At 43.4% G+C, this 25,434-nt stretch carries 29 protein-coding genes; 9 read left to right on the top strand and 20 right to left on the bottom strand.

What is annotated here, in order from left to right; all coding sequences use genetic code 11:
* The first annotated feature begins 21 nt into the window (after positions 1–21).
* Entirely contained in the window at positions 22–1,290 is a 1,269-nt protein-coding gene (locus FZD51_RS11985; protein ID WP_262380895.1) for an MFS transporter, read from the top strand.
* A 195-nt stretch (positions 1,291–1,485) separates the two neighbouring features.
* Complete coding sequence (locus FZD51_RS11990) at positions 1,486–2,094, top strand: lysozyme inhibitor LprI family protein (RefSeq protein WP_148974989.1); 609 nt, start codon at positions 1,486–1,488, stop codon at positions 2,092–2,094.
* Positions 2,095–2,451: 357 nt separating this feature from the next.
* On the opposite strand, the gene FZD51_RS11995 is transcribed toward FZD51_RS11990, so the two are convergent.
* A complete protein-coding gene (locus FZD51_RS11995; RefSeq protein ID WP_148974990.1) occupies positions 2,452–3,612 on the bottom strand; it encodes an IS256 family transposase in 1,161 nt (386 codons plus the stop codon).
* Between the two features lie 400 nt (positions 3,613–4,012).
* On the opposite strand from FZD51_RS11995, the gene FZD51_RS12000 reads away from it, so the two are divergent.
* The gene (locus tag FZD51_RS12000; protein WP_148974991.1) at positions 4,013–4,789 is read left to right on the top strand and encodes an ABC transporter ATP-binding protein; all 777 of its coding nucleotides are present in this window, start codon (positions 4,013–4,015) and stop codon (positions 4,787–4,789) included.
* A 2-nt stretch (positions 4,790–4,791) separates the two neighbouring features.
* Entirely contained in the window at positions 4,792–6,438 is a 1,647-nt protein-coding gene (locus FZD51_RS12005; RefSeq protein ID WP_148974992.1) for a hypothetical protein, read from the top strand.
* 40 nt (positions 6,439–6,478) lie between these two features.
* On the opposite strand, the gene FZD51_RS12010 is transcribed toward FZD51_RS12005, so the two are convergent.
* Together FZD51_RS12010 and FZD51_RS12015 are read right to left on the bottom strand one after the other, a co-directional pair.
* Positions 6,479–6,934 (bottom strand): NUDIX hydrolase, encoded by a 456-nt coding sequence (locus tag FZD51_RS12010; protein ID WP_148975349.1) that lies wholly within the window; start codon positions 6,932–6,934, stop codon positions 6,479–6,481.
* Positions 6,935–7,019: 85 nt separating this feature from the next.
* Positions 7,020–7,724, bottom strand: a complete 705-nt coding sequence (locus FZD51_RS12015; RefSeq protein ID WP_148974993.1) for a CPBP family intramembrane glutamic endopeptidase — start codon at positions 7,722–7,724, stop codon at positions 7,020–7,022.
* Between the two features lie 90 nt (positions 7,725–7,814).
* On the opposite strand from FZD51_RS12015, the gene FZD51_RS12020 reads away from it, so the two are divergent.
* A complete protein-coding gene (locus FZD51_RS12020) occupies positions 7,815–8,552 on the top strand; it encodes a MerR family transcriptional regulator (RefSeq protein WP_148974994.1) in 738 nt (245 codons plus the stop codon).
* A 64-nt stretch (positions 8,553–8,616) separates the two neighbouring features.
* Here FZD51_RS12020 and FZD51_RS12025 read toward each other — a convergent pair whose 3' ends face one another.
* The gene (locus FZD51_RS12025) at positions 8,617–9,180 is read right to left on the bottom strand and encodes a hypothetical protein (protein WP_148974995.1); all 564 of its coding nucleotides are present in this window, start codon (positions 9,178–9,180) and stop codon (positions 8,617–8,619) included.
* 194 nt (positions 9,181–9,374) lie between these two features.
* Between FZD51_RS12025 and FZD51_RS12030 the strand changes: the two genes are divergently transcribed.
* Positions 9,375–10,301 (top strand): RNA polymerase sigma factor, encoded by a 927-nt coding sequence (locus FZD51_RS12030; RefSeq protein WP_148974996.1) that lies wholly within the window; start codon positions 9,375–9,377, stop codon positions 10,299–10,301.
* A 48-nt stretch (positions 10,302–10,349) separates the two neighbouring features.
* Here the strand turns inward: FZD51_RS12030 and FZD51_RS12035 are convergent, their stop codons facing one another.
* Positions 10,350–11,633 (bottom strand): S41 family peptidase, encoded by a 1,284-nt coding sequence (locus FZD51_RS12035; RefSeq protein WP_148974997.1) that lies wholly within the window; start codon positions 11,631–11,633, stop codon positions 10,350–10,352.
* Positions 11,634–11,787: 154 nt separating this feature from the next.
* Here FZD51_RS12035 and FZD51_RS12040 point away from each other — a divergent pair, with 154 nt between their 5' ends.
* Positions 11,788–12,342: a hypothetical protein gene (locus FZD51_RS12040; RefSeq protein ID WP_148974998.1), complete on the top strand. Its 555-nt coding sequence runs from the start codon at positions 11,788–11,790 to the stop codon at positions 12,340–12,342.
* A 73-nt stretch (positions 12,343–12,415) separates the two neighbouring features.
* On the opposite strand, the gene FZD51_RS26160 is transcribed toward FZD51_RS12040, so the two are convergent.
* Positions 12,416–12,586 (bottom strand): hypothetical protein, encoded by a 171-nt coding sequence (locus FZD51_RS26160; RefSeq protein WP_187445726.1) that lies wholly within the window; start codon positions 12,584–12,586, stop codon positions 12,416–12,418.
* Between the two features lie 522 nt (positions 12,587–13,108).
* A complete protein-coding gene (locus FZD51_RS12050; RefSeq protein WP_148975000.1) occupies positions 13,109–13,765 on the bottom strand; it encodes a hypothetical protein in 657 nt (218 codons plus the stop codon).
* 133 nt (positions 13,766–13,898) lie between these two features.
* On the opposite strand from FZD51_RS12050, the gene FZD51_RS12055 reads away from it, so the two are divergent.
* Positions 13,899–15,680: an extracellular catalytic domain type 1 short-chain-length polyhydroxyalkanoate depolymerase gene (locus FZD51_RS12055; RefSeq protein WP_420886249.1), complete on the top strand. Its 1,782-nt coding sequence runs from the start codon at positions 13,899–13,901 to the stop codon at positions 15,678–15,680.
* Between the two features lie 55 nt (positions 15,681–15,735).
* Here the strand turns inward: FZD51_RS12055 and FZD51_RS12060 are convergent, their stop codons facing one another.
* The 3 genes from FZD51_RS12060 to FZD51_RS12070 all read right to left on the bottom strand — a co-directional run bounded on the left by FZD51_RS12060 (position 15,736) and on the right by FZD51_RS12070 (position 18,168).
* Positions 15,736–16,191 carry an SAM-dependent methyltransferase gene (locus FZD51_RS12060; protein WP_148975002.1) on the bottom strand — a complete coding sequence of 152 codons (456 nt, stop codon included), beginning with the start codon at positions 16,189–16,191 and terminating at the stop codon, positions 15,736–15,738.
* 40 nt (positions 16,192–16,231) lie between these two features.
* Positions 16,232–16,705, bottom strand: coding sequence for a DUF5662 family protein (locus tag FZD51_RS12065; protein WP_148975003.1), 474 nt, complete (start codon positions 16,703–16,705; stop codon positions 16,232–16,234).
* A gap of 701 nt (positions 16,706–17,406) precedes the next feature.
* Positions 17,407–18,168, bottom strand: a complete 762-nt coding sequence (locus FZD51_RS12070) for a class I SAM-dependent methyltransferase (protein ID WP_148975004.1) — start codon at positions 18,166–18,168, stop codon at positions 17,407–17,409.
* Positions 18,169–18,378: 210 nt separating this feature from the next.
* Between FZD51_RS12070 and FZD51_RS12075 the strand changes: the two genes are divergently transcribed.
* Complete coding sequence (locus tag FZD51_RS12075) at positions 18,379–19,392, top strand: DUF3231 family protein (protein ID WP_148975005.1); 1,014 nt, start codon at positions 18,379–18,381, stop codon at positions 19,390–19,392.
* Between the two features lie 238 nt (positions 19,393–19,630).
* Here the strand turns inward: FZD51_RS12075 and FZD51_RS12080 are convergent, their stop codons facing one another.
* The 10 genes from FZD51_RS12080 to FZD51_RS12125 all read right to left on the bottom strand — a co-directional run bounded on the left by FZD51_RS12080 (position 19,631) and on the right by FZD51_RS12125 (position 25,408).
* On the bottom strand, positions 19,631–19,861 hold the full coding sequence (locus tag FZD51_RS12080; protein WP_148949965.1) for a hypothetical protein: 231 nt from the start codon (positions 19,859–19,861) through the stop codon (positions 19,631–19,633).
* A 63-nt stretch (positions 19,862–19,924) separates the two neighbouring features.
* Complete coding sequence (locus FZD51_RS12085; protein ID WP_148975006.1) at positions 19,925–20,773, bottom strand: hypothetical protein; 849 nt, start codon at positions 20,771–20,773, stop codon at positions 19,925–19,927.
* A gap of 129 nt (positions 20,774–20,902) precedes the next feature.
* The gene (locus tag FZD51_RS12090; protein ID WP_148975350.1) at positions 20,903–21,325 is read right to left on the bottom strand and encodes an HIT family protein; all 423 of its coding nucleotides are present in this window, start codon (positions 21,323–21,325) and stop codon (positions 20,903–20,905) included.
* Between the two features lie 35 nt (positions 21,326–21,360).
* On the bottom strand, positions 21,361–21,516 hold the full coding sequence (locus FZD51_RS12095) for a hypothetical protein (protein WP_338120378.1): 156 nt from the start codon (positions 21,514–21,516) through the stop codon (positions 21,361–21,363).
* 116 nt (positions 21,517–21,632) lie between these two features.
* Positions 21,633–22,211 carry a hypothetical protein gene (locus FZD51_RS12100; protein ID WP_148975008.1) on the bottom strand — a complete coding sequence of 193 codons (579 nt, stop codon included), beginning with the start codon at positions 22,209–22,211 and terminating at the stop codon, positions 21,633–21,635.
* Positions 22,212–22,228: 17 nt separating this feature from the next.
* Entirely contained in the window at positions 22,229–22,654 is a 426-nt protein-coding gene (locus FZD51_RS12105) for a DUF5301 domain-containing protein (protein ID WP_148975009.1), read from the bottom strand.
* A 96-nt stretch (positions 22,655–22,750) separates the two neighbouring features.
* Positions 22,751–23,017 (bottom strand): SunI/YnzG family protein, encoded by a 267-nt coding sequence (locus FZD51_RS12110; protein ID WP_148975010.1) that lies wholly within the window; start codon positions 23,015–23,017, stop codon positions 22,751–22,753.
* A gap of 122 nt (positions 23,018–23,139) precedes the next feature.
* Positions 23,140–23,814, bottom strand: a complete 675-nt coding sequence (locus FZD51_RS12115) for a DUF5694 domain-containing protein (RefSeq protein ID WP_148975011.1) — start codon at positions 23,812–23,814, stop codon at positions 23,140–23,142.
* A gap of 151 nt (positions 23,815–23,965) precedes the next feature.
* Positions 23,966–24,814, bottom strand: coding sequence for an AraC family transcriptional regulator (locus FZD51_RS12120; RefSeq protein WP_148975012.1), 849 nt, complete (start codon positions 24,812–24,814; stop codon positions 23,966–23,968).
* 84 nt (positions 24,815–24,898) lie between these two features.
* Positions 24,899–25,408, bottom strand: coding sequence for a GNAT family N-acetyltransferase (locus FZD51_RS12125; RefSeq protein ID WP_187445727.1), 510 nt, complete (start codon positions 25,406–25,408; stop codon positions 24,899–24,901).
* Positions 25,409–25,434 lie beyond the last annotated feature (26 nt).

The following is a 25,434-nucleotide window of genomic DNA, read 5'->3' on the forward strand; positions in this document are numbered from 1 at the left end:
ATGTGGATAGGGGGATTTTCAATGATAAAAGAGAGATTCCAGGGCATCTATTACGGCTGGGTCATTGTGTTTGTGGCTGCCCTCGGCGTGTTTTTCTCCGGCCCTGGGCAGACCTACTCTGTTTCAGTTTTTATTGATTCTTATATACGTGACTTCGGATGGAGCCGTTCTCAGGTGTCAGCGGTCTACTCGGCAGCTACTCTATGTGCAGGACTGTGCATGTTTTTTGTCGGCCGCTTCATTGACCGGCATGGGCAGCGCAAAATGGCAGTTGCTGTTGGATTCAGCCTGGCACTGGCGTGTTTCTGGAACAGCCTTGTTGCCAATACCGCCATGCTTTTTGTCGGTTTCTTCTTGATAAGACTGCTCGGTCAGGGTTCTATGTCCCTTATCCCCAACACACTTGTACCTCAATGGTTCATCCAGAACCGGGGAAAAGCGTTGAGTCTGATGGCCCTGGGGGGCTTCACCAGCTCTGCCCTTTTCCCGCCGCTGAATGCCTGGCTGGTCAATACATGGGGATGGAGCTTTTCCTGGCGTGTGTGGGGAGTTGCCCTCCTGGTCATTTTTGTACCGCTTGCCTTTCTCTTGATCCGGAACAAGCCTGAAGATATCGGCCTCCTGCCGGACGGACGGCAGAAGCCGGTCCTGAAACCAGGTGAGCAGAATATGGATGAGAGCGAACTAGAAGAAAACTGGACCTTGAAGGAAGCCATGAAAACCAAGGCTTTTTGGATGCTATTGTTCTGTGTGTCCATACCGGCATTAGTCAATACCGGGCTTACCTTCCATCTCATTTCCATTTTCGGGGTCCAGAATCTCTCGCCTGGTTTGGCAGCGGTGGTTTTAAGCCTGATGGCCATCATCGGCTTTCCGATTACACTCGCAGCCGGCTTCATTCTTGATAAAGTAAAAGTAAATTATGTCCTCGCCGGCATTTTCCTTGGGGAAATCGTCTTTATTCTGATATTGCTGTCCGCCAAAAACGTCACGGTTGCCATCATTTTCGGGGTGCTGTGGGGCATCAGCGGCGGTTTTGAGAGGATCGCCCTCAATTATGTGTGGCCCAGCTACTTCGGCAGGCAGTCACTTGGCAGCATTAAAGGAACTGCCATGACCGTGACCGTCATCGGCTCGGCACTCGGCCCCCTTCCTTTCGGTTTTGCGTTCGATCTCTTCGGCGGCTATCAGGAAATATTGTATTTGACTTTGATATTGCCGCTGCTTGCTATATTCAGTTCATTGCTGGCGCGAAAGCCTGTGAAATCAGAGCAATCCTATTCCGTTTAAACCGATGCCGCATTGGCCAAATCAGATGAAAGCCTGCATTTCTTTATGAAAGGCAGGCTTTTTAACGATATTGGGAAAAGCAGATTTCCCTCCGCTTTTCCAGATAAAAGAGATAATGTTACAGTATACTAGGAAGCCAAATCTATTAACTGGACGCCGGAATACGTTATGAATTAAAAGAGGAGGTATTTTAATATGAAAAACAAAGGCAAACATTACATAGGCATATTTGCTGTTTTATTAGTACTGCTATTAGCGGCTTGTGAAAGCTCATCTGGTGTATCAAACGATGAGTCCGAGAAGCAGCAGATTAATGATTCGTCTCAAGATGCAGAGCACGAATCTTCTGGTGCAGACTCTGCAGAAGATGACTCAAATACCGGCAGCACGAATACAGATGGCACTGCATCCGGAAAAGAAGAAGACCCTCCTGCCAATGAAGCCGAAGATAGTGTGAAGGAAGAGTATCTCCAAAAACTGAATATCAGCAAAAAAGAAGCAGACGCATTAGAAGCGGCAGATTCATCAACTTACGCTTTGAAAAAAGTAGAAAATGACCGTTGGGAAATCTGGGATGACAGGCTGAATGAAATTTATGGAGTACTGCAAGAGCGGCTTCCGGCAGAAGAGATGGAGTCCTTAAGGGAAGAACAGCGCGATTGGCTAAAGGAACGTGATGCCCGCGCATTGGAGGCATCCCTCAAGTATGAAGGAGGCACACAGGAACATTTAGAATATGTCGCTGTCCTGGCCAATCTCACAGAAGAAAGATGCTATGAGCTGGTCGAAAATTATATGAACTGATTCTTCCTTGGCGGGATTGCTGATAAACTGAAAAAAGGAAGTATCCTAAGGCATTGCGCTGAGCAATGCCTTTTTTGTTTTTTTGAGATCCCTCATACCGGTTCTTTGAGGCACTCTGGGGCAGGGGGTCTCTCTCTTGAGTGACTCATACCGGTTCTCTGAGGCACTCTGGAGTGGGCATTCACTCTCTTGAGTGACTTATACCGGTTCTTTGAGACACTCTGGCGCGGGGTTCTCAGTCAAGTCCTTAATATTGTGTAAATTCATCTTAACAATGATACAACCACTGTATTATGTTTGATTTTTTGACAGGAAAGGGGGTACCCCCTTTCCTGTCAAAAAATTTTCGCGCTTCGCTTATACCCTTACTCTTCTGTTAAGTTTTAAATTTTCATTCTCCATCAAAAATGCGCCAATTAGACGAAAAGCAGACTGAGTATTTGGGAAAATTCTTATGACTTTTTCTCGTCTTCTAATTTCCTGATTTAGTCGTTCCAACGAATTCGTACTACTGATATGCAAATGAAATCTGCCTTCTTCATTAAGGTATTGGATAGAATCTTCAAAACCATCCTCGAGTATTTCTAAAGCTTTACTAAGCTTCGGGTTATCTCCATACTTAGTTATGAATTCTTCTTTAGTGGCTCTTGCCTCTTCGTGAGAGGCAGATTGATAAATTCTTCGTAAGTCAAGAACCACTGGTTGCATCTCTTTTTTTGGCATTCTTTTTATAATATTTCGTTTGAAGTGCACAGTGCATCGCTGCCATGAGGTTCCTATAAACTCACGTTCAATGGCTTTTCTCAATCCAGTATGTGCATCTGAAATAACTAGCTTTGGGGATTGTAATCCTCGAGATTTCAACTCCTGAAAAAAGCTCTGCCAAGCTTTAAAGCTTTCAACATGATCTATTTTTAAACCAATAACCTCCCGTTGTTTTTTATTGTTCATCCCTGTCATGATATAGACTGCTTTGGAAACAACTTTATTATGTTCTCGAACCTTTATGTACATGGCATCAGCATAAAGGTACGGGAAGTGGTGAACGTTTAGTGGCCTGGCGGCCCACTTATTTACAATGGGATCAAGCTTTTCTGTCAGTGACGAAACAAAGGACTTTGATACACTCTCTCCACAAAGCTGTTCGACAATATTAGTGACTTTGCGAGTAGAAACCCCATTAACAACCATCTCAAGCATAGAGAGCGTAAGAGCTTGATCGACCCGGGAAAATTTCTCAAATAGTGAAGGGGAAAAATCACCTTCTCGTGTACGGGGAACTCGCAATTTAATCTTTCCGATACCGAGGAGGAGCTCTCTTTCATAATATCCATTTCTGTAATCCCGTCGTTCGGAAGAACGCTCATATGCGCCAGCTTTTAAATGCTCATCTCTTTCTTTTTCCATAAATTCATTAAGGACCAGCACAATCGAAGATTTTACAACTGCATCAAGGCTAGAATTCATGACGGATTCTTTTAAAGTGTCAATATTTAGGTTAAACTGTAAATGGGTCATCTTAATTCCTCCAATGTTTTCGTGGTTGTTAACATTGTTGACAAAAGGAATTAACCCCTTTTCTTTTTACACAATTATATGGACTCAATCGGGTTCTCTCTTTTGAGTGACTCATACCGGTTCATCGAGGCACTCTGGGGCGGAAATCTCTCTCTTGAGTGACTCAAAACAATTCCCCGAATCACTCTGGGTCAGTAAAGTCCTCTTTTAAATGCCTCCTACAGGACTTCCTCCCGCACTATCCAACCCAAACTCCCCTTGCTCAACTCGTTCAATGGCTTCCTTCCAAGATCGTAAACAACTGAAAAAATGAAACAATTCCCAATCCACCCTTTAGCCCCCCCAGCACCTAATGTTACACTAATACTAAATGGAATTATTTTGAAATGGGGTTAGGGGTATGGAAGACATCATATTAGAGATTGAAGACCTGAAAAAGAGCTATGGATCGAAGCCTGTGCTGAAAGGTGTTTCTTTTCAGGTGAAGCGCGGGGAGATCATTGGCTATATAGGGCCGAATGGTGCCGGAAAGAGTACGACCGTGAAAATCATGCTGGGGATTGAGGACGGGTATTCAGGCGGGGTGAGGATTTTCGGCCAGGATATATCGGATGGGAAGATTGATTATAAAAGGAAAATCGGCTATGTGCCGGAGATTGCCGAAGTGTACGACAATCTGACCGGCCATGAATATTTAACGTTTATCGGCGAGCTGTACGGCATTGATTCCGACCTTGCCAGCTATAAGGCAAAGACCTTGATGGAGCTGTTTGGCATCGGGGAAGTCTATTATTCCCGGATTGCTTCTTATTCGAAGGGAATGCGGCAGAAGCTGCTCATCATTTCGAGTTTATTGCATAATCCGGACCTCTTGTTTTTCGATGAGCCCATCAATGGCCTGGATGCGAACAGTGTCATGATTTTTAAAGAAATTATGGCCCAGCTGGCTGTGCAGGGTAAAACGATATTCTATTCTTCTCACATTATGGATGTGGTCGAAAAAATCAGCAGCCGCATCATCCTTCTCCACGATGGCAGGATTGCTGCTGATGGCACCTTCGAAGAGCTGCAGCAGACAACAGAAGGCTCGCTTGAGCAGATTTTCAACCAGCTGACAGGATTCAGCGAGCATAAGGAACTGGGTGCGAGATTTGTTTCGATTGTAGGGGAGATGTAAGGATGCAGGACTTTCAGACTCTCAAAATATTAGACCGTTTTGAATGGATGTTCAGCCGCTTTGGCGTAGACTACAAAGCTATGAGAATGATCCTGCAAGTAAAGCTGACGATGGATGGGCGCCGTGTGCCAACCGTTTTTGCGCAGAATGCGAGGAAAGAAGAAGACAAGGAAAAGAGCAATCAGTATATCAAATCGCTATGGATTTATGTTTTATTCGGGCTGTTCATGATTCCCTTTCTGCTGATGGGCAAGAACTATCTTTTCCAAATGAGCCTTTTTTATGGGGTTTTCACCTTTTTTGTCATGACAGCGATGATTTCCGATTTTTCGACGGTCCTGCTGGACATACGCGATCGGAATATCCTGTTTCCGAAGCCTGTTGACCGCAAAACGATCAATACGGCGAAAATGGTCCACGTTGTCATTTATCTATCATTCCTTACCATCGCGCTTGTCACGATCCCTTTGTTTGTCGGGCTCTTCAGGCTTGGACCCTTATTCTTCCTGACCGCAGTCATCAACATCATCCTGATTGACCTGTTTATCGTTGGATTGACCGTGCTTATCTATCTTGCATTCCTGAGATTCTTTGATGGGGAGAAATTAAAAGATCTTATTAACTATGTCCAGATCGGGCTTTCCCTGATGATCATGGTCGGCTATCAATTGCTGATCCGCTCCTTCGCCATCATCGATTTCACCGTTTCGCTGGAGCCAAAATGGTGGCAGGTATTCATCTTCCCGATGTGGTTTGGAGCCAATACGGAAATGGTGCTGAACGGCAGCTTCCAGCCGTTTTATATTATCTTTACAGCTTTAAGTATCGTGGTTCCGTTCCTGAGCATTTGGATTTATACGAAATTCAATTCGTCTTTTGAGCAAAACCTGCAGAAGCTTGCCTATCATGGCAGTGCTAAGGAAAAGAAGCGGAGCAAAACCGGCCAATTTTTCCTGAAGGTGCTTTGCCGCTCAAAGGAAGAAAGAGCATTCTTTAAATTTGCCAGCAGCATGATGAAAAATGAACGGGATTTCAAGTTGAAGGTGTACCCTTCATTAGGGTTTTCCATCGTCGTTCCTTTTCTAATGATATTCAGCAGCTTTGATACAGACCTCAACCGTCTGGAAGGCAGCAAATCATATTTATCTATTTATTTCAGCATGATCATCATCCCGACCATCATGATCCTTCTGAAATATTCAGGTAAATATAAGGGTGGCTGGATTTTCAGAGCCGCGCCTTTAGACCAGCTTGGCCCCATGTTCAGCGGGACGATAAAGGCATTTATCCTTAAATTGTATCTGCCGATCTATTCTATATTAAGTGTCCTGTTTGTCCTGCTTTTCGGGGCAGGGGTTTTGCCGGATCTGGTTGTCGTGTTTATCAATGCCTGTACCTATGCGGTCCTTTGCTTCATGATCCTGAAAACAGCAATTCCGTTTTCCGAGTCTTTTGACCAGTATAATCAGAACGGCAATGGTGTAATTATATTCGGACTGATGCTGTTTGCCGGATTATTTGCCGGACTGCATTATTTAAGCACATTGCTGCCGTATGGAATCTATCTGTATATGGCAGTTGCCCTTATATATCTGGCTGTTTTTTGGAAGCTGGCGTTTAGGGTTACTTGGAAGGATGTTCTTGAATAGGAAGGCACAAGAAAGCCGCCATGGTTTGGCGGCTTCTTTTTTACTGTGACAGCGATTGTGCATATTGCTTTATAAGATTCTTTATCATAGGATTCAGCCTTTCAGGCAGCTCATCTGCTCTGAAAAATTTTGCCTCAGTCGTTTCCAAACCGTCCGCTTTAAGAACGCCGCTTTTTATATCCCTCGAAATATAGGCAATTGTCACAGGATAAAATTCATCTCCGTTCGGTAATTTCACATGATGCCCTTTTCCTGAAATCACGCCGGCCAAATCAAGCCTGCCTATTTCAATGCCAGTTTCCTCAAGGACTTCCCTTCTTCCTGCTTCTTCAGTGGATTCGCCCAATTCAATGAATCCCCCGGGAACGCCCCAGCGGCCGTCAATCCTTTTTTGCAGCAAAAATTCTCCCATATCATTGATGACCGCTACTGCAACTCCAACTAATATGAGCGGCTCATTGCCTACAACACTGCGCAAATCTTCTATATACCCCATAGTCTCCTCCATCCTCTTTCTGTATGGAGTATATTTCCATATTGTCAATTCATTCCCCTTCTTTTCGATCCCAAAAATTCTCCCATTATCCCAAACTGGTCAGCAACACCATAAATCCATTCGTCAGTCCGTGAATTAATACCGGAGGCCAGATGGAGCCTGTCCGCTCGTAAGCCAGGGAGAGAAGAATGCCGCTGAAGAAATTGACGGGCATGACGTTATAGGTCGGGATATGAATGATGGTAAAGATCAGCGAGCTGAGCAGCAGCGCCCCCGTCAGCCCCATCCTTGTCCGCAGCCAGCGATACAAAAAGCCCCGGTAGAAGATTTCCTCATATATGGGCGAAATGACAGCAGCAGAAATGAAAGCAATGAGCACTGTGAAAAAAGTGACGTTCTGCTGCATGGCCTCCGTTTTGCTGTTTTCCCATGAGTATCCTATGAAACTGGTAAGCACGACAATGAGGACGGCGCCAATCAGCAAAGCCACTGAATATAGGCCTATAAGCTTCCAGTCCTTGGGGCTGAATGCTTTTACCCCTGCTTCCCTCCAGGAAAGCCTTTTTGGACGGAGGGCTATAAAGTATATCCCGGCCATTAAAATAACAGCTATGGTTAATCCGGTTAATGTCCCGGCATATAAATCGTCTTTAAGCCACTCGGCATAAAGAGGCTGTACAATAAGCTTCACGACTCCAATTACAATAATAAATTCAAGCAGCATTAATAAAATGAATTCTCTCCAGCCCCAGGGGTCCTGCTTTTTCCAGTTCACTTGATCCTCTTCCATTCTTTGTCCCTCTTTCTTTTGTTAATGGTATAATCCAACTATATTGGGTTACGCAACGTAACCTGCAAGCTTTTTTTAGGAGGAGTTCCGATGAAACTTTGGACAACCGGAGAAGCAGCGAAGCAGCGCAATATTTCCGTTCGCACACTCCGCTATTATGATCAGATCGGCCTTCTGGCCCCGGGATTTAAAGATGAGAATGGAAAGCGGTATTATTCAGAGGAAGACTTATTCACATTGGAGAAAATATTGATTCTTAAGTCCCTTTCACTTCCGTTAGAGGAGATCCGCGAGGTACTGAAACAGCTTTCTTATAAACAAATCATAGTATCCCACTATAATCACCTGCAGGAGCAGCTCTCAGAGCTCCAAGCCAGCATCTCCAACACAGCTTCCCTAATCAATATGACCGATTTGGAGGAGTCACTATCGTGGGATTGTGTTGCCGGGCTTGTACAAAATTCACAAAAGCGCGCTAAGAAATGGACCGACTATTTTCAGGATGAGGAAAAAGCGTTCCTGGAAAAATCAATCCCAAACCTGGGCAGCAATGATGAGACCACCCAGCAGTATATTTCTCTGCTGCGAAGGATTGAATGGTGCGTGGAACACCACATACCAGCCGAGTCGGAGAAAGGCTTTGAAATCGCTTCTGAATTAGTCCATCTATCAAATAAAAGCTTCCGGGGAGATACAGAACTGATGGACCAATTTTGGGAAGTCAGGAAAATGCCTGCCGAAGAAACAGGCCTATATCCGGTATCTGAAGAGGTGCTGGAGTTTGTGGAGCGCTGTTTGGCGCATGCGGATTCAAAGGCTGGCAGCTAAGCTCAATGGTACATAGCTGGAAAGGAGAAAGATCAAGGCTGAATCATTGCGGCTGGATAGCCCTTTATTTTTTCATTACCTTAAAGTCGACGGTCCCCTTTACCCTGACATGTTCTCCGGATTCAACACTAAAATCAGTAGAGCTTTGAACCACATAATAACCGGCGGGAAAGCCTGTGCCATTCAGGAACTCCTTCATAAAGTTTACATAGTCTTGAGGATCTTGATCTTCACTATACCCGCCGCTTTTTCCATACTCTTCCCGGTAGGGCACACCCTTTTTAAGCGTTGTTGACAGTCCGATGTCATTTACCGCACTTCCTATTTCATACCCCCGTATCTTTTCCCGCATCGGGAACAAGATAGCTGATGAAGAATGATGGATTTTGACCTCGTCTTTTTCCCCTATATATTCAATTTCCCCATATAACTCTATGTCCTCACCTTCTTCGTACTCTCCCTTTTCACTTTTAATCCGGAAGATAAAGTCACCTTGAACGGTTTCATCGCTGATCTGAGAAACTTCATATTTTTCTAAGTCGCTGTTATCGACAGAATGGGACGATTGGCAGCCCGCCGTTAGAATAGTGGACAGCAGAAAAACAGCTGAAAACAAATATTTATTCACTGAACCTCTCCTTTTGGCTTCTTTTAATATTAGAAGGGATTTTCATGAAAAAGGTTTCAACTTTTTTGGCGATACAAATAATACTCGGCATTAATGTAGCCGTCGATGTACACTTAAAAAAAGCTTTGATGATTTCATTTTTACCGTATAATTTCACCCTTCCTATTCGTCCTATCAATAAAGGAGCTGACTATATGATGACAGAACAGGAATTAGCAGGCAAAGCACGCGAACTGAAGGAGATGTTTTCTGAACTGGCAGAGGCCCATTCAGGGGAGCTTTGGAATTATTGCCGCTATCTGACCGGATCTCTGTGGGATGGCGAGGATTTGTTTCAGGAAACGATGCTGAAGGCATTGGGCGGATTATTTCAGAGATGGCATCCGACAAATACAAAATCCTATTTGTACAGGATGGCCACCAACATCTGGATCGACCACTGCCGCAGGGAGAAAAGAAGTCTTGGCACATTAGACGAAGGAGATATTCCAGCGGTTGAATTTACAGAGACGCTGGAGCTTCAGCAGGCACTCGGCTGCCTTGTTGAGCTTTTCAAACCAAGGCAGATCGCCGTATTCCTGCTGTTTGAAGTCTTTCAGTTCAAGGCAGAGGAAGTGGCAGGCATGGCCAGGACCACGCCGGGAGCCGTTTATGCCACAACGAGAAGGATGAAGGAAAAATTGAAGCAGCATAACAATCCGGAAACTCAGGATCACCGCTTCGTCCATGAAAATGAGCCGGTCATCAAAGCCTATTTAAAGGCCTTAAACGAAGGCGATGTCGAAGCAGTCCTGGATCTTATCAGTGACCAGGCACAAAATGAAGCACCTTTAGGCTTCGCAGAATTTAGCAAAGAAGAAATGCGGAATGGCTCGCTGCGCTATGGATTGCCTGGATACAGGGCCGAGTCCCGCATACTTTGGGGCAAGCCGGTTATTATTGTTTTTGCCGACGAAGGACAAGGCCCGTTCATCCATGACATTCAGTACCAGGAAACCGAAAACGGAAAAATTGTCAGGCATGTAAGCTATTTTTTCCGTAAAGAATTCATTCTGGCGGCCGCAGAGGAACTAGGTGTGCCGGCACAGCTTATAAAGCCGCCTGTGGATTGGGCGAAGTAATCTTTAAAGGCTGATTTAGGTCTGTCTTTTTCTCTTGTAAAATCTGCCCTACCTGAATGTACTTTTTTCCAATGACAGCCATTCTATCGCCTTCTCCAGGTCAACATCCCGCTTCAAGTGCTCGGGTGTCCATGTTACATACAAATCTGGCGCTATCCCTTTGCCCGTCATCCCCAAGCCCCTGTCAATCCGTGACAGCCTTGAAGCGGGATACATGAATTCAAATCCGTTATCCCATTTCTTGCTTAAGAGATTGGCATAATCATTTAATCCCTTTGTAGGCCTGCCGATGACCCGGACTTTGCTGGACTTTTTGCAAAGCTCAACAAAGGAGTCACCAGAACTGCCGCACATGTAATCTGACAATACAGCAACTAATTTAGGATTTTTGGTGCCTTTCACAAAGGTGTCAGGCACAATGTCTTTAAAATTAAACTCAACGAACCCTTTTCCTTTATTCCTCTGCCACTCCCGAATAAAGACCTTAAGGAATTGCTGTGCCTCTTCCCCCTGGATGCCTTCCAGTACCGAGAGCGTTTCCGCCAAGAATCTGCCGGCGTTCGAATGGGTGCAGTTAAACAGCATCGTGTCCTTTCTGTCAGCGAGCTCCACACCTTCTTCAGGCATGATATACGGCATGAGAGGATAATAGCTGGAGTCGCTTCCGCCATAATTGACCCGAACATCTATAATCCATTGGTCTGCTGATTCAATAAGATCCCTATTATCTTTGACCAGTTTTACAATGGCATCTGGATCCGCAAAATCAGTAATGGTGAATAGCAATGTATCCTGATTCACCTTTTCCACAGTATAGGCTGGCGTATATCCTGGTTTTTCATAAGTACTGAAAGTAATTTTACGAACATTCCCCTGCTCATCCTGTATGTCGCCATATTCATACATCGAAAGGATCGGCATCCAGTCTTCCCGTTCGGGATGGTTAGCCTTCAAGAGCCGGCTGTGCTTTTCTTTCAGTTCCGGGATGGTGAAGCCCCCAAGCGAAATAATCGCCATGCCGGCATTTAATTTTTGTTCTTTTTTCGCCCCGGTAACATAAAGGCAGTCCTTATATCGCCTGACCTGGAAGCCTCTGTCCAGCGGCTTTCTTTTTTCCGCCGAGCTGTCAGCAAAGTAAATATGGTGGTCTTGAAAGTCCAATAAATAATCTCTTACTGTATCTGCAAACTGCTCCCTGGTCAGCATATTGTTTTCTTTTAAAAGCTGTATTTTTTCAAAATAAGCCTCCGGATGATCATATCCTTTTTTATCGATGCACCCCGCATAGTCGTGATGCATGATTTCTACAATCTCTCTGAAAATCTGTTCCATAACCTATCCCCCGCGTTCATATTTTTCCTTATATTACCTATTCTATATCATGAAAGGTTTGACCTTCTTTGAAGGGTAAACTGTTCTTCCTTTAAATCGTTTGGAATAATATGTTAAAATGCAAATACAGTCATAAAAACAGGGAGCTGAGAATTTGAAGCGGAGAATAAGTCTTTTGCTGCTTGGTTTGATGTTTATTGCCAGTGCCTGTTCCTCTCAGACGAACGGAGGAGCAGATTCTTTTAAAGAGCAGGCTGCCGAAGAATTTGAGACTGATGTGTTTATTCCTGAATATGAACAGTATCCCATCACATCGGCTGAGATTAAATATCCGCCATCAGGTGACAAAAAGGATCTGGTTATGGTCTACTCGAAAGAAAAGGGTAAGTTAAGGGACAAAGAGTATATCGAAAAGTACGAGAATACAATGGATTCGAAGGTTCTATATGGACTTTATGATGGAGAACCCTGGCTTTTCATCATCACCTACAGCAATTTCGAGATCATTGATGGTGAAATCGACAGCAAGATTAAGACGATGAACGGTGTGGATGTCCATTATAGAGAGGTTGCGGCTGACACAGATATGCTAATAGCATTCTTCAATCTCGAGGAAGGCTCTTATCATATTGAGTTTTCATTGAGAGAGGGAATGACTAAAGAGAAGGCGTTTGAGATTGTTGAGGATATTATTGAGAGTAATGGGTAGAGGGATGGGTTTCCATCCCTTTGTTTTTTTGCTGAGGCACTAGTGCAAACAATAATGTTGAATAGGTTGATGCTTACTTCTTAGATTTAGGTATAAAATATGTACTGCCGCCCATTAAAAATCCACCGATGATTGCAAGTAATGTACCGATGATAACCCAATGAGTTAATGAAAGAGTAGACAAATATATTCCTAACAAAAATAAGAGTAAGCCAGCAAAAAATAAATTTCTTACTTTTTTCATTACTTGCCCCCCTTCAAAACACTTTTATTTTTTCATAGTATCTCAAACTGCTACTTTTATGGAATAAGAAAAGCCTCCTTGATTCTGTTAGCTGACCTAAAACCGAACATCACCAAGAAATCTTCTTATTTATTTATTACGTTTTTTTTCATCAAAATAAGTCCAAGTGTAATAAAGAATCCAAAATACTAATGGCATCATATATGCGTAGATATTCTTTATTGGGAGAACAAATATGATTACAAAACCAATAATTATAGTAATAGGCAGCAGCGTCCAATAGATCTTATCTTTAAAAGGCTTCAAGGGCAGGCCCCTCTTTCTAACAGCATTATTTTTCAATCAACTGATAATCTTTTGTTTTAGTTATTGAAATACTGTTGTCGTTTGCAAAATCAATTAGGTCTGCAAATAGGTTATCAGGGGAGAAATGAACACCAGAAAATGCTATAAATATGAAACCGCGCAAGGACAGGTCCCCTGGCCCAGCCAAAAAAGAGCCAAGGGACCTGTCCCCCTGGTTCATTTTAATTTCAACTGTTTGACCACGGATGAGACTAATGTATCCAAGGGATTAATTATAGGTTTAGTGGTTTGCTTAATTTCTTTGGATGCTTGGACCATAGATAGTTGAGCAACAGAAATTATTTTATCTTCCAGAATAATCCCTTGCAAAAATTTGGAAATTTCTTGGTTATATTCGTGCTTTCTCCCTTGCATTATCAATTCAAAAGTATTGTTGATTACCTTTGCCTCGATATCAATCGATTTCTGATGAGTGTGTGCATATTGATTCAGACGCTCCAGAGTTCCTTTGACTGTTGCAGGATTTGTAAATACGATTGTCTGTGCCTGCTTTACATTACAGACAGACTCAAAGAAGGGTTCATCAATTTTTATGATTGGCATAGATATTGAAAGTTGTTCTTCCGGCAGAATAGCAATATAGTTTGTGCAAGTAAGCAGGATGGCATCAACATTACATTGAGCTATCCATTCTATCTGTTCGTTCACTTTATTTTGTGCGTCTGCAGTTTTGAAGCTCCTATCTGATGTAACTCGATACATTAATGCGGGGTCAACGAAGTGTATTAGTTCCATATCATATGGGGCAAAGGCTTTCTCAATGTATTCGATATTCGAAAAGTGGGCGTGTAAGCACCCTAACTTTATTTCCAATTTAAACCCGCCTCTATATATTAATCATTATAAAATTCAACAAAAAATGCGCAATCCCTTCCTGAATACTGTAACTTCATTGTAACTCCCCCCTCCTACACTAATCCTGAAGGAAAAAGGAGGAATGGTTTTGATGGCTCGCAAAAAATCTTGGATTGGTTTAATCGTTTTGATTTTTGTATGCTCGGTCACATTGCTTCCTGGTAATTCAACGGCTGCTGGACAATTTATTACAGGCTCCTATGGGGGTAAGCCTTATAAATTGTATGTTCCAGATCAGTACAATGAAAGTCAGTCTTATCCGTTATATGTCATGCTGCATGGGTGCACACAGGATGCCAGCCAGTTTGCGACAGGGACAAAGATGAATGCATTGGCTAATGAAAAAGGGTTCTTGGTACTGTATCCTGAACAGACCAGCAGCGCCAATTCCAATAAGTGCTGGAACTGGTTCGAATCAGCCCACCAGTCGCGCGGCAGCGGGGAACCAGCTGTTATCGCCGGGATGGTGAATCTTATTAAAAATAATTATACAGTCCAAGGAGATCAGGTATATGCAGCAGGGCTTTCAGCAGGTGCGGCGATGAGTGTGATCATGGGGGCCGCTTATCCTGACCTTTTCTCTGGCATTGGTGTGGGAGCAGGTCTTGAATATAAAGCTGCAACCAGCATGACGGGCGCTTTTACGGCAATGTCGAGCGGCGGCCCTGACCCTGTGCGCCAGGGGAGGGCTGCCTATCAGGCAATGGGAAGCCAGGCAGACACCATGCCAGTCATAGTGTTTCATGGAACTTCTGACTATACTGTCGCACCGGTAAATGGAAACCAGGTCATCACCCAATGGGCAGTTACAAACGACTTAGCACAGAACGGCAAAGAGGATGGCTGGATCGACGACCAGCCGGACCAAACCGAGAACTTAAACGTTCCTGGCGGAAAAAGCTATACTGTCAGCCATTATAAAGCTGGCGACGGCAGAGTATGGATGAAGAAAGTAGCTGTCCAGAGCATGGGCCATGTCTGGTCAGGGGGAAATGTACAAGGCAGCTATACAGATCCGCAGGGTCCTGATGCCAGCCTGATGATGTGGGAGTTCTTCCATTCATTTGCAGACAATGATGACGGCGGAAATGACGGCGATGCCCCTGCCACATCAGCAAGCCCTAAAGGCGGAACCTATAATCAGCCTGTCTATGTAGAGCTCCAGACCAATAAAGAAGCATCCACTTACTATACAGTGGACGGTTCGAATCCTACAGCACAATCCACCCTCTATACAGGACCGATTTACATTTCTGGTAATACAACTCTTAAGTTTTTCAGTCAGGACAGTTCCGGGCAAAAAGAGTCTGTCAAAGAAGAGGTATATATCATTGAAGAGGATGCCCCTCCTCCCGGGGACTCGCTGACATTCAGCGCCATCTCAGGGGAAAGCGGATTTGCCGGCCGATTCACAGCAGATGGCAAAGGCTCCGGGGATATTAAGGCGGGCGACAAAGGCATGTACAACACCGATACATTCAGAGGAATTTTATCCTTTGACACAAGCACTCTCGGGCAGACTGCTATTGGATCAGCAAAATTGCGCCTATATACAAAATCAGTCTCAGGGACGGTCACTGAAATAAAAATCGACCTGAAGAATGGAACGTTTGGCGCTGCCTCAATAGAGCAAAGCGATTATTCCGCCGCTGCCACACTCACCAATATGGCCAGTTTCCAGCCGGCTGCCGTTTCTAATTACATTGATATAGATATTCCGGCCAGTGCACTGGCTCAAATCAACCGGAGCGGCAAGACACAATTCAGGCTAAAAGCAGCAACAGCAGCGAGCTTTAATCAGAATTCAGTCCTTTTTTATGGAGGCGGGAATGGAGATCTTTCTCCGGTTCTGATAATAACTAGCGCCAACTGAATGAAAAAGAGATCAGCAGGAAGCCGCTGATCTCTTTTTTTCGCCCGGAACATTATCACCAATAATTCTTCATAATCTCACGGGACCAGTCAGGCTGGCTGATCGGCTCTTTAGGGAGAAATTCCTCCATCACCGGCTTGATATCAAGAATCGGCGTCCCATTGATGCAATCAAGCCCAGTGACGGTCAGTTCCCCGCCTTCTCTTTCGACTACCCTCACAGTTGTCAGCCCTAATCGATTCGGTCTATTTTTGCCGCGCTGAGCAAAGATCCCCACTTTGGGAAGGGTGCTGTCATTTCTCGGATGCCTTGCACCAGGCACAATTTTGTTTTGATCCACCCGATGAAAATAATAGATAACTTCTACGTGGGAGAAGGATTCAATTCCTTTGAGCGCGTCCTCTGGCAGAGAATCGTCCAGCACGATCCTGCTGACCACTTCGCCCCAATAATCGTCCTCTATCTGGTGCCTTTCATTGTAGGTAAATCCAATTGGCATTAAATTAATCATAGCCATTTCCCCCTTCATCCCACTAATTCGGTTCGCACTACTAGCTTAGCAGCTGCTTACGATCCTCGTTATTTTTCCTCTTCAATATAATATCGAGCTCCTTTTTCGTATCAGGATGCAAAATAATATTCCCGCTGAAATCCATTGTTGAGTGTTTTACCTTTCTACCCCATCTCCTCGAAAACGAACGCCAGTCACAGACCATTTCAAGAAGAAATTTTCTGGGCATCGGCAGGGCTTGTTTATTTTTCGGGTCAACCACCCAATATTCCCAGTGGTGCTTGTTCTTGTGCTGATGGTGGAGCCATGCGTACTTCCACTTTAACTCATCAACGGAGTCCTTTTGACCCTCATAGAAAAACTTCTTGGCATATGGCAGAAACTCCTGCGGGGAAAATTTCGACCAATCATGGAGAATCCCCTGCAGGAATAGCCCCTCTTTCCAGCACTCAATCAGGACATTAAGTTTATGTTCCAGTATATACACTATGTTCTTCCAGACTGCCTGCAGCACGATACGCCCCCCATCCAGTTTTATTACCAGTTCCAAAATTTTAGGAGCCCGGAATTTACTTGCCAGCCGGCTCTAAATAACTTTCCTCAAAAAATGTGCAGATCCTTTCCCACAGTCAGATCAGCGTGCTTTATTCCTCCAAAAAACAAAGGTCAGAAGCAGCGAAAATATAGGTGCTAAAGCAACCAGCCTCCAGCTATTTTCAGCTCCCAGGAAGTAATAAGCTATCGGAAGTGATGTGATAAAACTGATGAACATGGAAAGCCACGATTTCTTAAATAGTCCAAAAAGGAGAGTGATGACACAAAGGATAAAGGATATTTGCCATAGCACCACAATCAAAATGAACGCCCCCTGTAAATTTGCATGTGATTTCAAACTTGGAAGTGAATAAAGGAATCTGCTCTGGAGGATATTAATGCTAGTGCAGCTTTTTCCGTGCACGATCATGAATGTGGAGGGATACATTGTGAGTACACTTACTAGCTTGATTAAAAGGATCCTTCATTTAATTATTAAGCTGGAGTTTTTTATTGATACGTATAGATATCGCTTAAACCGCTTAATAAGAGTGCAGCCCTTAACGTAAGCAATAAGGGGCTCATGGCTATCTTTTCCCCACATGATGAAGACAGGCAGCTGCGCCGGGCTTGCCTATAGGACAGAGGACAGATTTCTCATGTATCTGTCCTTCTGTTCTTCTAAAATTTCTCTGCAGTACAAAACAGCTCCGCAAAATCATTCACAATATTTAGATCCTGATTCATTTTCACATCATGCCTCATTCTTTCTAACCCTTCATAATACTCACTGTCGTTTATTAAAGTCAGCACCGATATATCTCTATTTTCTGCATGGATTAAATAATCATGAACCCTTATATATTCCCTTCGATAATCAATTCTTAAATTTACTTTAAAGCCTTTCTCTGTAAGCTCATTAAAAATTTTGCCTTTGTTCCAAAATCTTTTCTCATCTTCTCTAAAAGCAGATGGGAAGTAATAATACACCCACCAATCCGGCATATCATGAACAGCTATATTATGTAATTTATAGATGCCGCCTTTCATTAATATCCGGTAAATCTCACTTAACGCCTGTCCTTTATCGCTATAGTGGTGAAACGCATAGTTGTTCGAAATGAAATCAAAAGTCTCTGATGGGTACGGCATATTCTCTGCATTAGCTTTTACAAAAGCTGCGTGTTTCACCTTTTCCCTTGCCTTATTCAGCATTTGATCTGACAGATCCAAGCCATACCAGCTAATATTTAGCCCTGAAAAGGCTTTTATTTGCTTTTCAAGATAAAGACCTGTACCGCATGATAAATCAAGAACCTTAAAGCTTGGTTTCCGATTGCCTTCTATGTACTGTTTCAATTCGCTATCCAATCTAATTTCATCTGTCCTAAATTGATTCTTATCATATCTCTCAGCTATATTGGAATAATCCGTTGTTTTCACTGTATTTCCCCTCCCTCATTAAAGGGCTAATACACTAATATTCACCAATTTATTCCATTATCCTGCTTTTAAAGATGAATATTCTCATAAAAAAGAGTATGCAAAAGGGCAGATACCACGGTCCAAAATGCAGTATGGTTTTTCCTTATTTGGAAACGCTAGAAACAACATACATATGCACTTAGGGATATTTGATTAGGAGGTATCTGCATGGTTCTGACAAATCCTTTAAATGTGTCCGAAATAGGTTCGCTTTGGCAGACATATCAGGAAAAAACCTTGATTATGCGGTTTCTGGAATACTTTATTGAAAAGGCAGATGACCCGCAGGCAAGAAATATTTTGGGCGGATTATGGCAGGAGCTTAATTTTTATGTAGCTGAGATGGAAAATCTATTTTCTGAACAGGGGATGGTTAAACCTGTGGGTTTCACATCAGAGGATGTAAACCTGGAGGCCCCAAAGTTATATGATAATGGATTTGATATCATGTTTGTCCGTGTATTAAAGGAAGTTAGCATGGGTCTGTACACCCTTGGCATGAATATGACCTACAACAAAAAGGTAATGGCCATTTACGAGGGACTCACAACTGTCACCCAAAAAATCTATAAACTTTCAACCCGCTATTTACTTGAAAATGGAATTCTCTCTCTCCCTCCTAAAGTGACTATGCAGAAGAAAACGGAATTTATTAAAAGCAAAAAGTACATGGAGGGGTTTAAACTAATTGGTGAAAAAAGGCCTCTATCAGCCCTGGAGGTTGGAATCCTTCATCATAATCTTGAAGTTAATAATATTGGAATGCAGTTAATTACAGGCTTTGCTCAATGCGCTCAAAACAAGGAAGCCAGGCAATATTTTTTAAAAGGGAAGGATCTTGCCAAGAAACAGGTTAAAGTTATGGAGGAATTGCTTCTGGATGGGGATGTCCATCTCTCCGCGACTTCCGGCGCAACAGTAACTACATCAACAGTTCCTCCCTTTTCTGACAAGCTGATGATGCACTGCATATATATTCTTAATGGGTTTGGACTGATTGGTTCAGGCACAGGGGGATTTTTCAGTTTAAGAAACGATTTGGCGATGAAAACAATTTTGCTCGCAAAAGATGTCTATTTCTACGCGCAGGAAGGGATTAATATTAAGATTAAAAATGGCTGGTTCGAGGAACCCCCGCAAATGGAAAACCGTTCCCAAATCATTAAGAAAGGACTTGAATAAAGGGAATTCTATAGAAGAGATTAATGGCAAAGCCGGTTCTTCCTGGCACTGTTCATTCTCAAGATTATTACGCTGCTCATAAACATCGAATGCTTTATGGAAACATTTAAGCACAGACTTAACCACTTAATGAGAATTTAACATAAGCAACAGGTATTTCAAGACTATTATGCTTCCACACTAATACAGAGAGACAGGTTTTCCGTCCGCTCGGGACAAGAAACCTGTCCCTTTTCTTTCATGTAAACCAAATCCTCGATATCTGCAATGGGTTGATCACTGATTTTAACCTGCCGTCAGGATGATACAGCTTGATAGAGTCCATTTTCTTAAAATCATGCGATGCTTTTTCCATATTGTCGAGCAGTACCTTCGTTTCGTTTACATCCAATTTGAAAGAAAGAGATTGCCCCGACAATAAAATCTCTGCCTTAACATTTCCTTTAGGATCATGGTTTTTATTATACATATGATCGTCCTCCCAGTGAGCCACGGGGACAGGTCCGCTGGCCCGTTTGGCATGGAACCTGTCCTATGACTTTATATATATTCCATCCTTGCCGTATGCATACAGATGTGAGCCCCGCATAAACACCGGCCCAATGATGCGTTTGCCATCTTCATCAATAAGCTGCAGCTTATGTTTGGCTGTATAGCTGTTTTGATTTTTCTGGTAGCGCATCAGCGTTGACATATCGACTTGACCAATCAAACCCTCTTTATCCAGCATAAATTGCCCCATCATAGGGTAACGGCCGTTCACATGATAGCGCCCGGATTCGCTCATCTCATCCAGATGAACGAGATCAAAATCATCATAATAGTAAAAGTAGACTTCCTTTGATCCAGCCACATTCATTGCGCAACAGTCAATGATTCCGTAATCACCGGCTCCCCAAAGCCGTTTGCCACTCATTGTGTAAGCCACAACACCGGCACTTCCCATAGGCTCATCCCACCCGAAATTCCCAAAAATGCCTTCATCAAAGTAACTGACCCAAATGGTATCGCAGTCATCGATCTGGACATCATTGATTCCATCACCGAGCGTGAATGCCTCAATCAACTGACCATTTGGGTTATACCTCCTGGCGTTCCGTTCAACGTATGTGCCATCCTTTAAACAGCGGCCTTGTACTATCAGCAATGTCCCATCGGAAAACAGATCAGCGTGAGTCGGCATCAGAGGAATGTTCTTTAATTCCACAGTCTCTATACTGTTATCCCTAACCAACGTGATGGTCCAGCTGCATTTCGGCACAGGCCGCTCAAAAAAATCGAGTTCCTGTTCCTCGGTTTCGATCAGCAGCAGTGTTCCATCCTGAGCTATCTGGCAGCCGGCAAAGTTTAAATCTGACCTATAATCATGCCGCTTATGCAATATTAATTTTTCTATTGGAATCACCCTATCTGGAGAACATTTCCCAATCCCTTACTTAGTGCTGACTGAAATAAAACATAGAGGCATCCTGCTTCATGAAAACACGTTGTTTTCCATCAGCTCTCTCTTTCAAGTGGCCAAGGGGGAAGGTTTAAGCCCCCTCTGATTTTCTTTCCCTTTAAACATATACCGGATCCCTTTACCCGCAAGAGCTTCGTCCTCATATCTTGGGATCACATGAAAATGAGCATGGAAAATATGCTGTCCGCCAGCCTCGCCGCAGTTCCAGCCTAAATTATAACCTCGAGGCTCATGCTTTTCATCCAAGTACTTTTTCACATCCTGAAGAAGACTGTAGGTGGCCGCCCACTCCTCAGGTGTTAAATCAAACGCAGTTTCCCTGTGCTGAATAGGAACAATTAACCCTGCGCCTTCCAGCTGGCTTCCCCTTATTTGACTCTGCCCCAGCTGTAAAAAAAGACAATGTTCATTGCTCATGACAACATTCTGATCCGGCTCAAGCTCCAGCCTGCAAAAAATACAGTTATCCATCATTGATCTCCTCACTTTTATCGGCAAAACTTATATCAGCTAACCGAAAACCACCACACAACAAGCCCCATGCTCACAATTCCCCAGACTGTCGTCGCGATAATCCACCAGACTACAGGACGGGATGAAATACCGCTGCTTTCCCCGTCTCTTTTTAGAGCAGCGACCCTGCGTTCCATATTCTTTTTCATGGAAACGAGAACCGCAAATCCGCCTATGAAAAAACCGAAAACAATCCAGAATAGTAAATCCAGTTTCCAGCCCCCTTTTCAAATTGCACTGCCCCCGAATGCTTATGCATACTAGCTTAATCAATACTGTGCAGTAATCTTCCAGGGATTTCTTTATACCTCATAAAACCATCTTCTATAGAAAGGGTGGCATAATAAGAGGAGGGTTCTGCATCTGCCAATAAACACTGATCGTAGATAAGGTTAAGATACAGGTTTTTTCGCGGCTTAATTCCCTTTTCTAATAGCAAATCAGCTAACCCTCTATAAACTTTATCCAAAGTTTCACCCATACATATTTCTACAGCAAAACCTCCAGCAAGGCTTCTCCACCACGCTCCAAAGGATTTATAGATCAAATCGAATTCTAATAATGAATCTTCATTTTCAGTGAACAGTGTCTGATAGAATAAGTTTCTTTCTTCGATTAAAATCGATTGATCTTGTGATGGATCATCAGCTATTCTTTCTGATATATCATTCCATAAATCTCTGAAGCGCACATCAAAGTCTTCGCGCAGCTGGCACTCTGCCGGCATATAGGGAAACTTCAAATCAGACTTGCTCCGGGTTTTATTCAGGAATATATTCTGGATATAAATTAAGAAGTTCAATGAATGTGTAGCTTCCATTGTTATGGTTAATGAATTTTCCATATGAGCTCCTCTCAAGACTAAAAATACTGCTCAATATCGTCCAAATCAGCCCCGCTGATAATCTGGTAACTCCTGCTGCTGTCTTTTTTTGTCCTTTTGCTGAAATCATAAACCAATAAGTATTTATCATCGTAAACTGTCAGCCCGTATTCCCTCTCATCATTAGCTTTTAGAGTGATCCAATACGATTCTTTAAAATCCAGAGAGCCCATTTCATCTGCCTTTAGTTCCATTTCAGACCAGCTTTGGATCAGTGATTTTACATCGCTCTCTTTTTCCAAAATAACTTCCTTATTAGTTGAAGATTTGATTATTTGTATAGACGAAACCTCAGACATATCAGGCACCGCTTGGTTAAAAGTTGTGCTTCTTGAATTGATCATATACATAACTCCAAGGATGATCATGATAGAAATAAATCCGAAAAGCATGAACTTCTTCAATCATTCTCCCCCTTCACTTTCAGCTGAGAATGCACATGGAGTGTCTGCCCGTTTATTAAAGAACTTCAACAAAAAAAGCGCTAATCCTCCTTAAGTTCAACGCACAGACTTATTCATCAAAGTTAAGATCTTTTCTTTTATGCCGCCAATACTTGTAAAAAGTATATAAGTTTCTTTCTTTGTTTTAATGACCACTCTGTCTGTATTGCCGGATGGAAACCCAATCCTTATAGCTTCCTTTTCCTGCCCGCCATATGTATCATCATTCGATACTTCTGTAATAGCCGATAACGGTATTTCAGTCTTATTTAATAGCCAGTTTATCTCCAGGCTCCCATTCTTCTCTGCCACTTTAACTTCCATTGGTATCCCTCCTGTTAATATTTGTATACGGAACAGGGGGGAGGAGAGTTTCATTTTTTTAAAACAGCGAACGAGCCATGGGGACAGACCCCCCGGCTCCACACTAAATCAAAAGTTAATCCCTACCCCAAATAATCCCCAGCTACCTCAACATCAAATAACCCGCTCTCCCTTGCAAACTGCATTAGCAGATGGAGATGTCCAGCACCATATAAAACAAAGATCCGTTCCTCGTTGGAATTCACTAAGTTCACCAGGTTCCTATAGATCAGCAGATTTCGATAATACCAATACTTCGCTGTCCAAATGGCGCCCGCCGGGTTGCTATCGCTTCCAACCAGGGACATTCTCATATAAAGCTCTTGTCCCCTGGCAATATTCCGCGGTTCATTATGCCAAAGCAGATAGTCTTTTATAGAATGATCCTGCAAGTATGTATTTGCTTCAGAATTAATTTTCTGTCCTAGCTCTGCAAATGCCTTATACTCATCCGTATCTTCCCATTCACTTAGAGCCCCCAGGTCCGGAACGCCTTCCTCATCCTGATTCCAGTCGACTGCATGTACATGTCCCAAACCGCATTCCTTCGCCAGCCGGAATCCGACTTGATCGATTTCATTAACGGTTAATGCATTGTCTCCATTCAAATAAGAAGCATATTCATCATTCAATGCTTCTTCCTTACCCTGCAGAACTTCCAAGGCAATCTTTGTCGGGTTAAAATTCTTTAAACAAGTGATAACCTCCTGGATTTCTGCTTGCCTTGTGCCTGATAAAATATCCATTTTTTCTGTCATATACACATCTCCATTATCTATGCCTGCAAAATGGTCCGTTCCAAAGATTAACAGAGTTGGCTTGATAGGAAACACCCCCTGGTAGATTTTCAAAGACAAAGGAACAGGTTTCTCATACAGCTTGTCACAAAAAAACTGTCGCTCCTTCCCGCTATTTAGCTGCAACCGGCACCCACAACTCGCTGTTCGGAACCCTGTCAGGCGCCAAATAATTCTCAACGCACGGCTGATCTGCCAGTTCGTAACCTGAGGCAGGCAGCCATTCGGTGTACAGGCGGTTCCATGCATCAGTAATGTCAGGGAAAACAGCCCAAGTACATGCGGGAATTACGATTTTCTCCATGCCGCTTGCAGATTCACCCATATAACGACAGCCCATGAAATAATCGAACTCTTCATCGGTAATGGCAGCCTGTTTTCCGACTAGACCCAGTATCCCTTCCAGCTTGCATTGGGGATTTTCCCAGGATAGATCAATAAACCGCTGCAGCAGGCCAGTTTCAGTTGCTTCTTTCCACAGCCCCGGGATTGTTTTAAAAGCGTCCTCCGTAACCACCTTCCGCCTGACTCCCACTATTTCAACATCGGTTTCCAATACTTCGATCCGGTAATCCATTTCCTCGTCCCCTTTAATTGAAATTTGAAAGGTAAGTCTCGGTATGGCTTTTAATTTAATTCCTTTGCTGCGGGCAGCTGACGGAGTGATTCCATGAAGGTTTTTAAAAGCACGGCTGAAGGCATCCGGGGAATCATAGCCATAAAGAAACGCCAGATCAATCACCCGGACTTCAGCGTTGTTTTGAAGCTCGAACGCCGCCTGTGACAAGCGCCTCCGCCTGATATAGTCAGACAAAGAAATACCAGTCATTGAAGAGAACATCCTCGGAAAATGGTATTCCGAACAGCAAGCTCTTCTCGCTATTTCTTTTCCATCTATTTCACCTGCTAAATTCTCCTCAATATAATCCATTGCTCTATTCAATCTCTCGAGCCAATCCATATTCTGCCTCCTTTCTTGCTTACTATATCTTAAAAAGAAAAGCTGAATCCGCCATTCCCTGTGCGGAAAAAGACGGATTAGAAGTCATACTTGTATCCAATACCTCTGAACCGCCTCACCGCTGTCTGGCGAAATGACCTCATTCTCCAATACCCCGCCAACTTTCTGAATGGTCCTGGCTGAAGCTATATTTGCTTTATCACATGTGACCAGCACTTTTTCCAAACCCAGTTTCTTTGCTTCGACCAGGCTCATCTTCAGCTGTTCAGCGGCATATCCTTTGCGGCGTTCAGCCGGATGGATGCTGTAGCCGATATGCCCGCTCTCCACCAGCAGTTCTGGTGTCAGCCGGTGGCGGATATTCACCAAACCGATTATTCGACCATCAACCATGCTTACGAATTGAGTCGCAGGGACCCGGTTTGGCGGCAGCTTTCCTTTCTCCTGACCTATGACTTTTTCAAGCCATTCCTCATATTTTTCATAGTTTTGCAGGGAAGAGCCCCCATAAAGATATTCTCCCGAGTCCAGAAATGCTTTTCGGTATGCCAACATTTGTTCTTTATGTATCTTTGCGGGTCTTATCAATTTCATTATGATCAGCTTCCTTTGCTGTTTTT

Origin of the sequence: Bacillus infantis (assembly GCF_008180445.1) — a bacterium.
GTDB lineage: Bacteria > Bacillota > Bacilli > Bacillales > Cytobacillaceae > Bacillus_AB > Bacillus_AB infantis_B.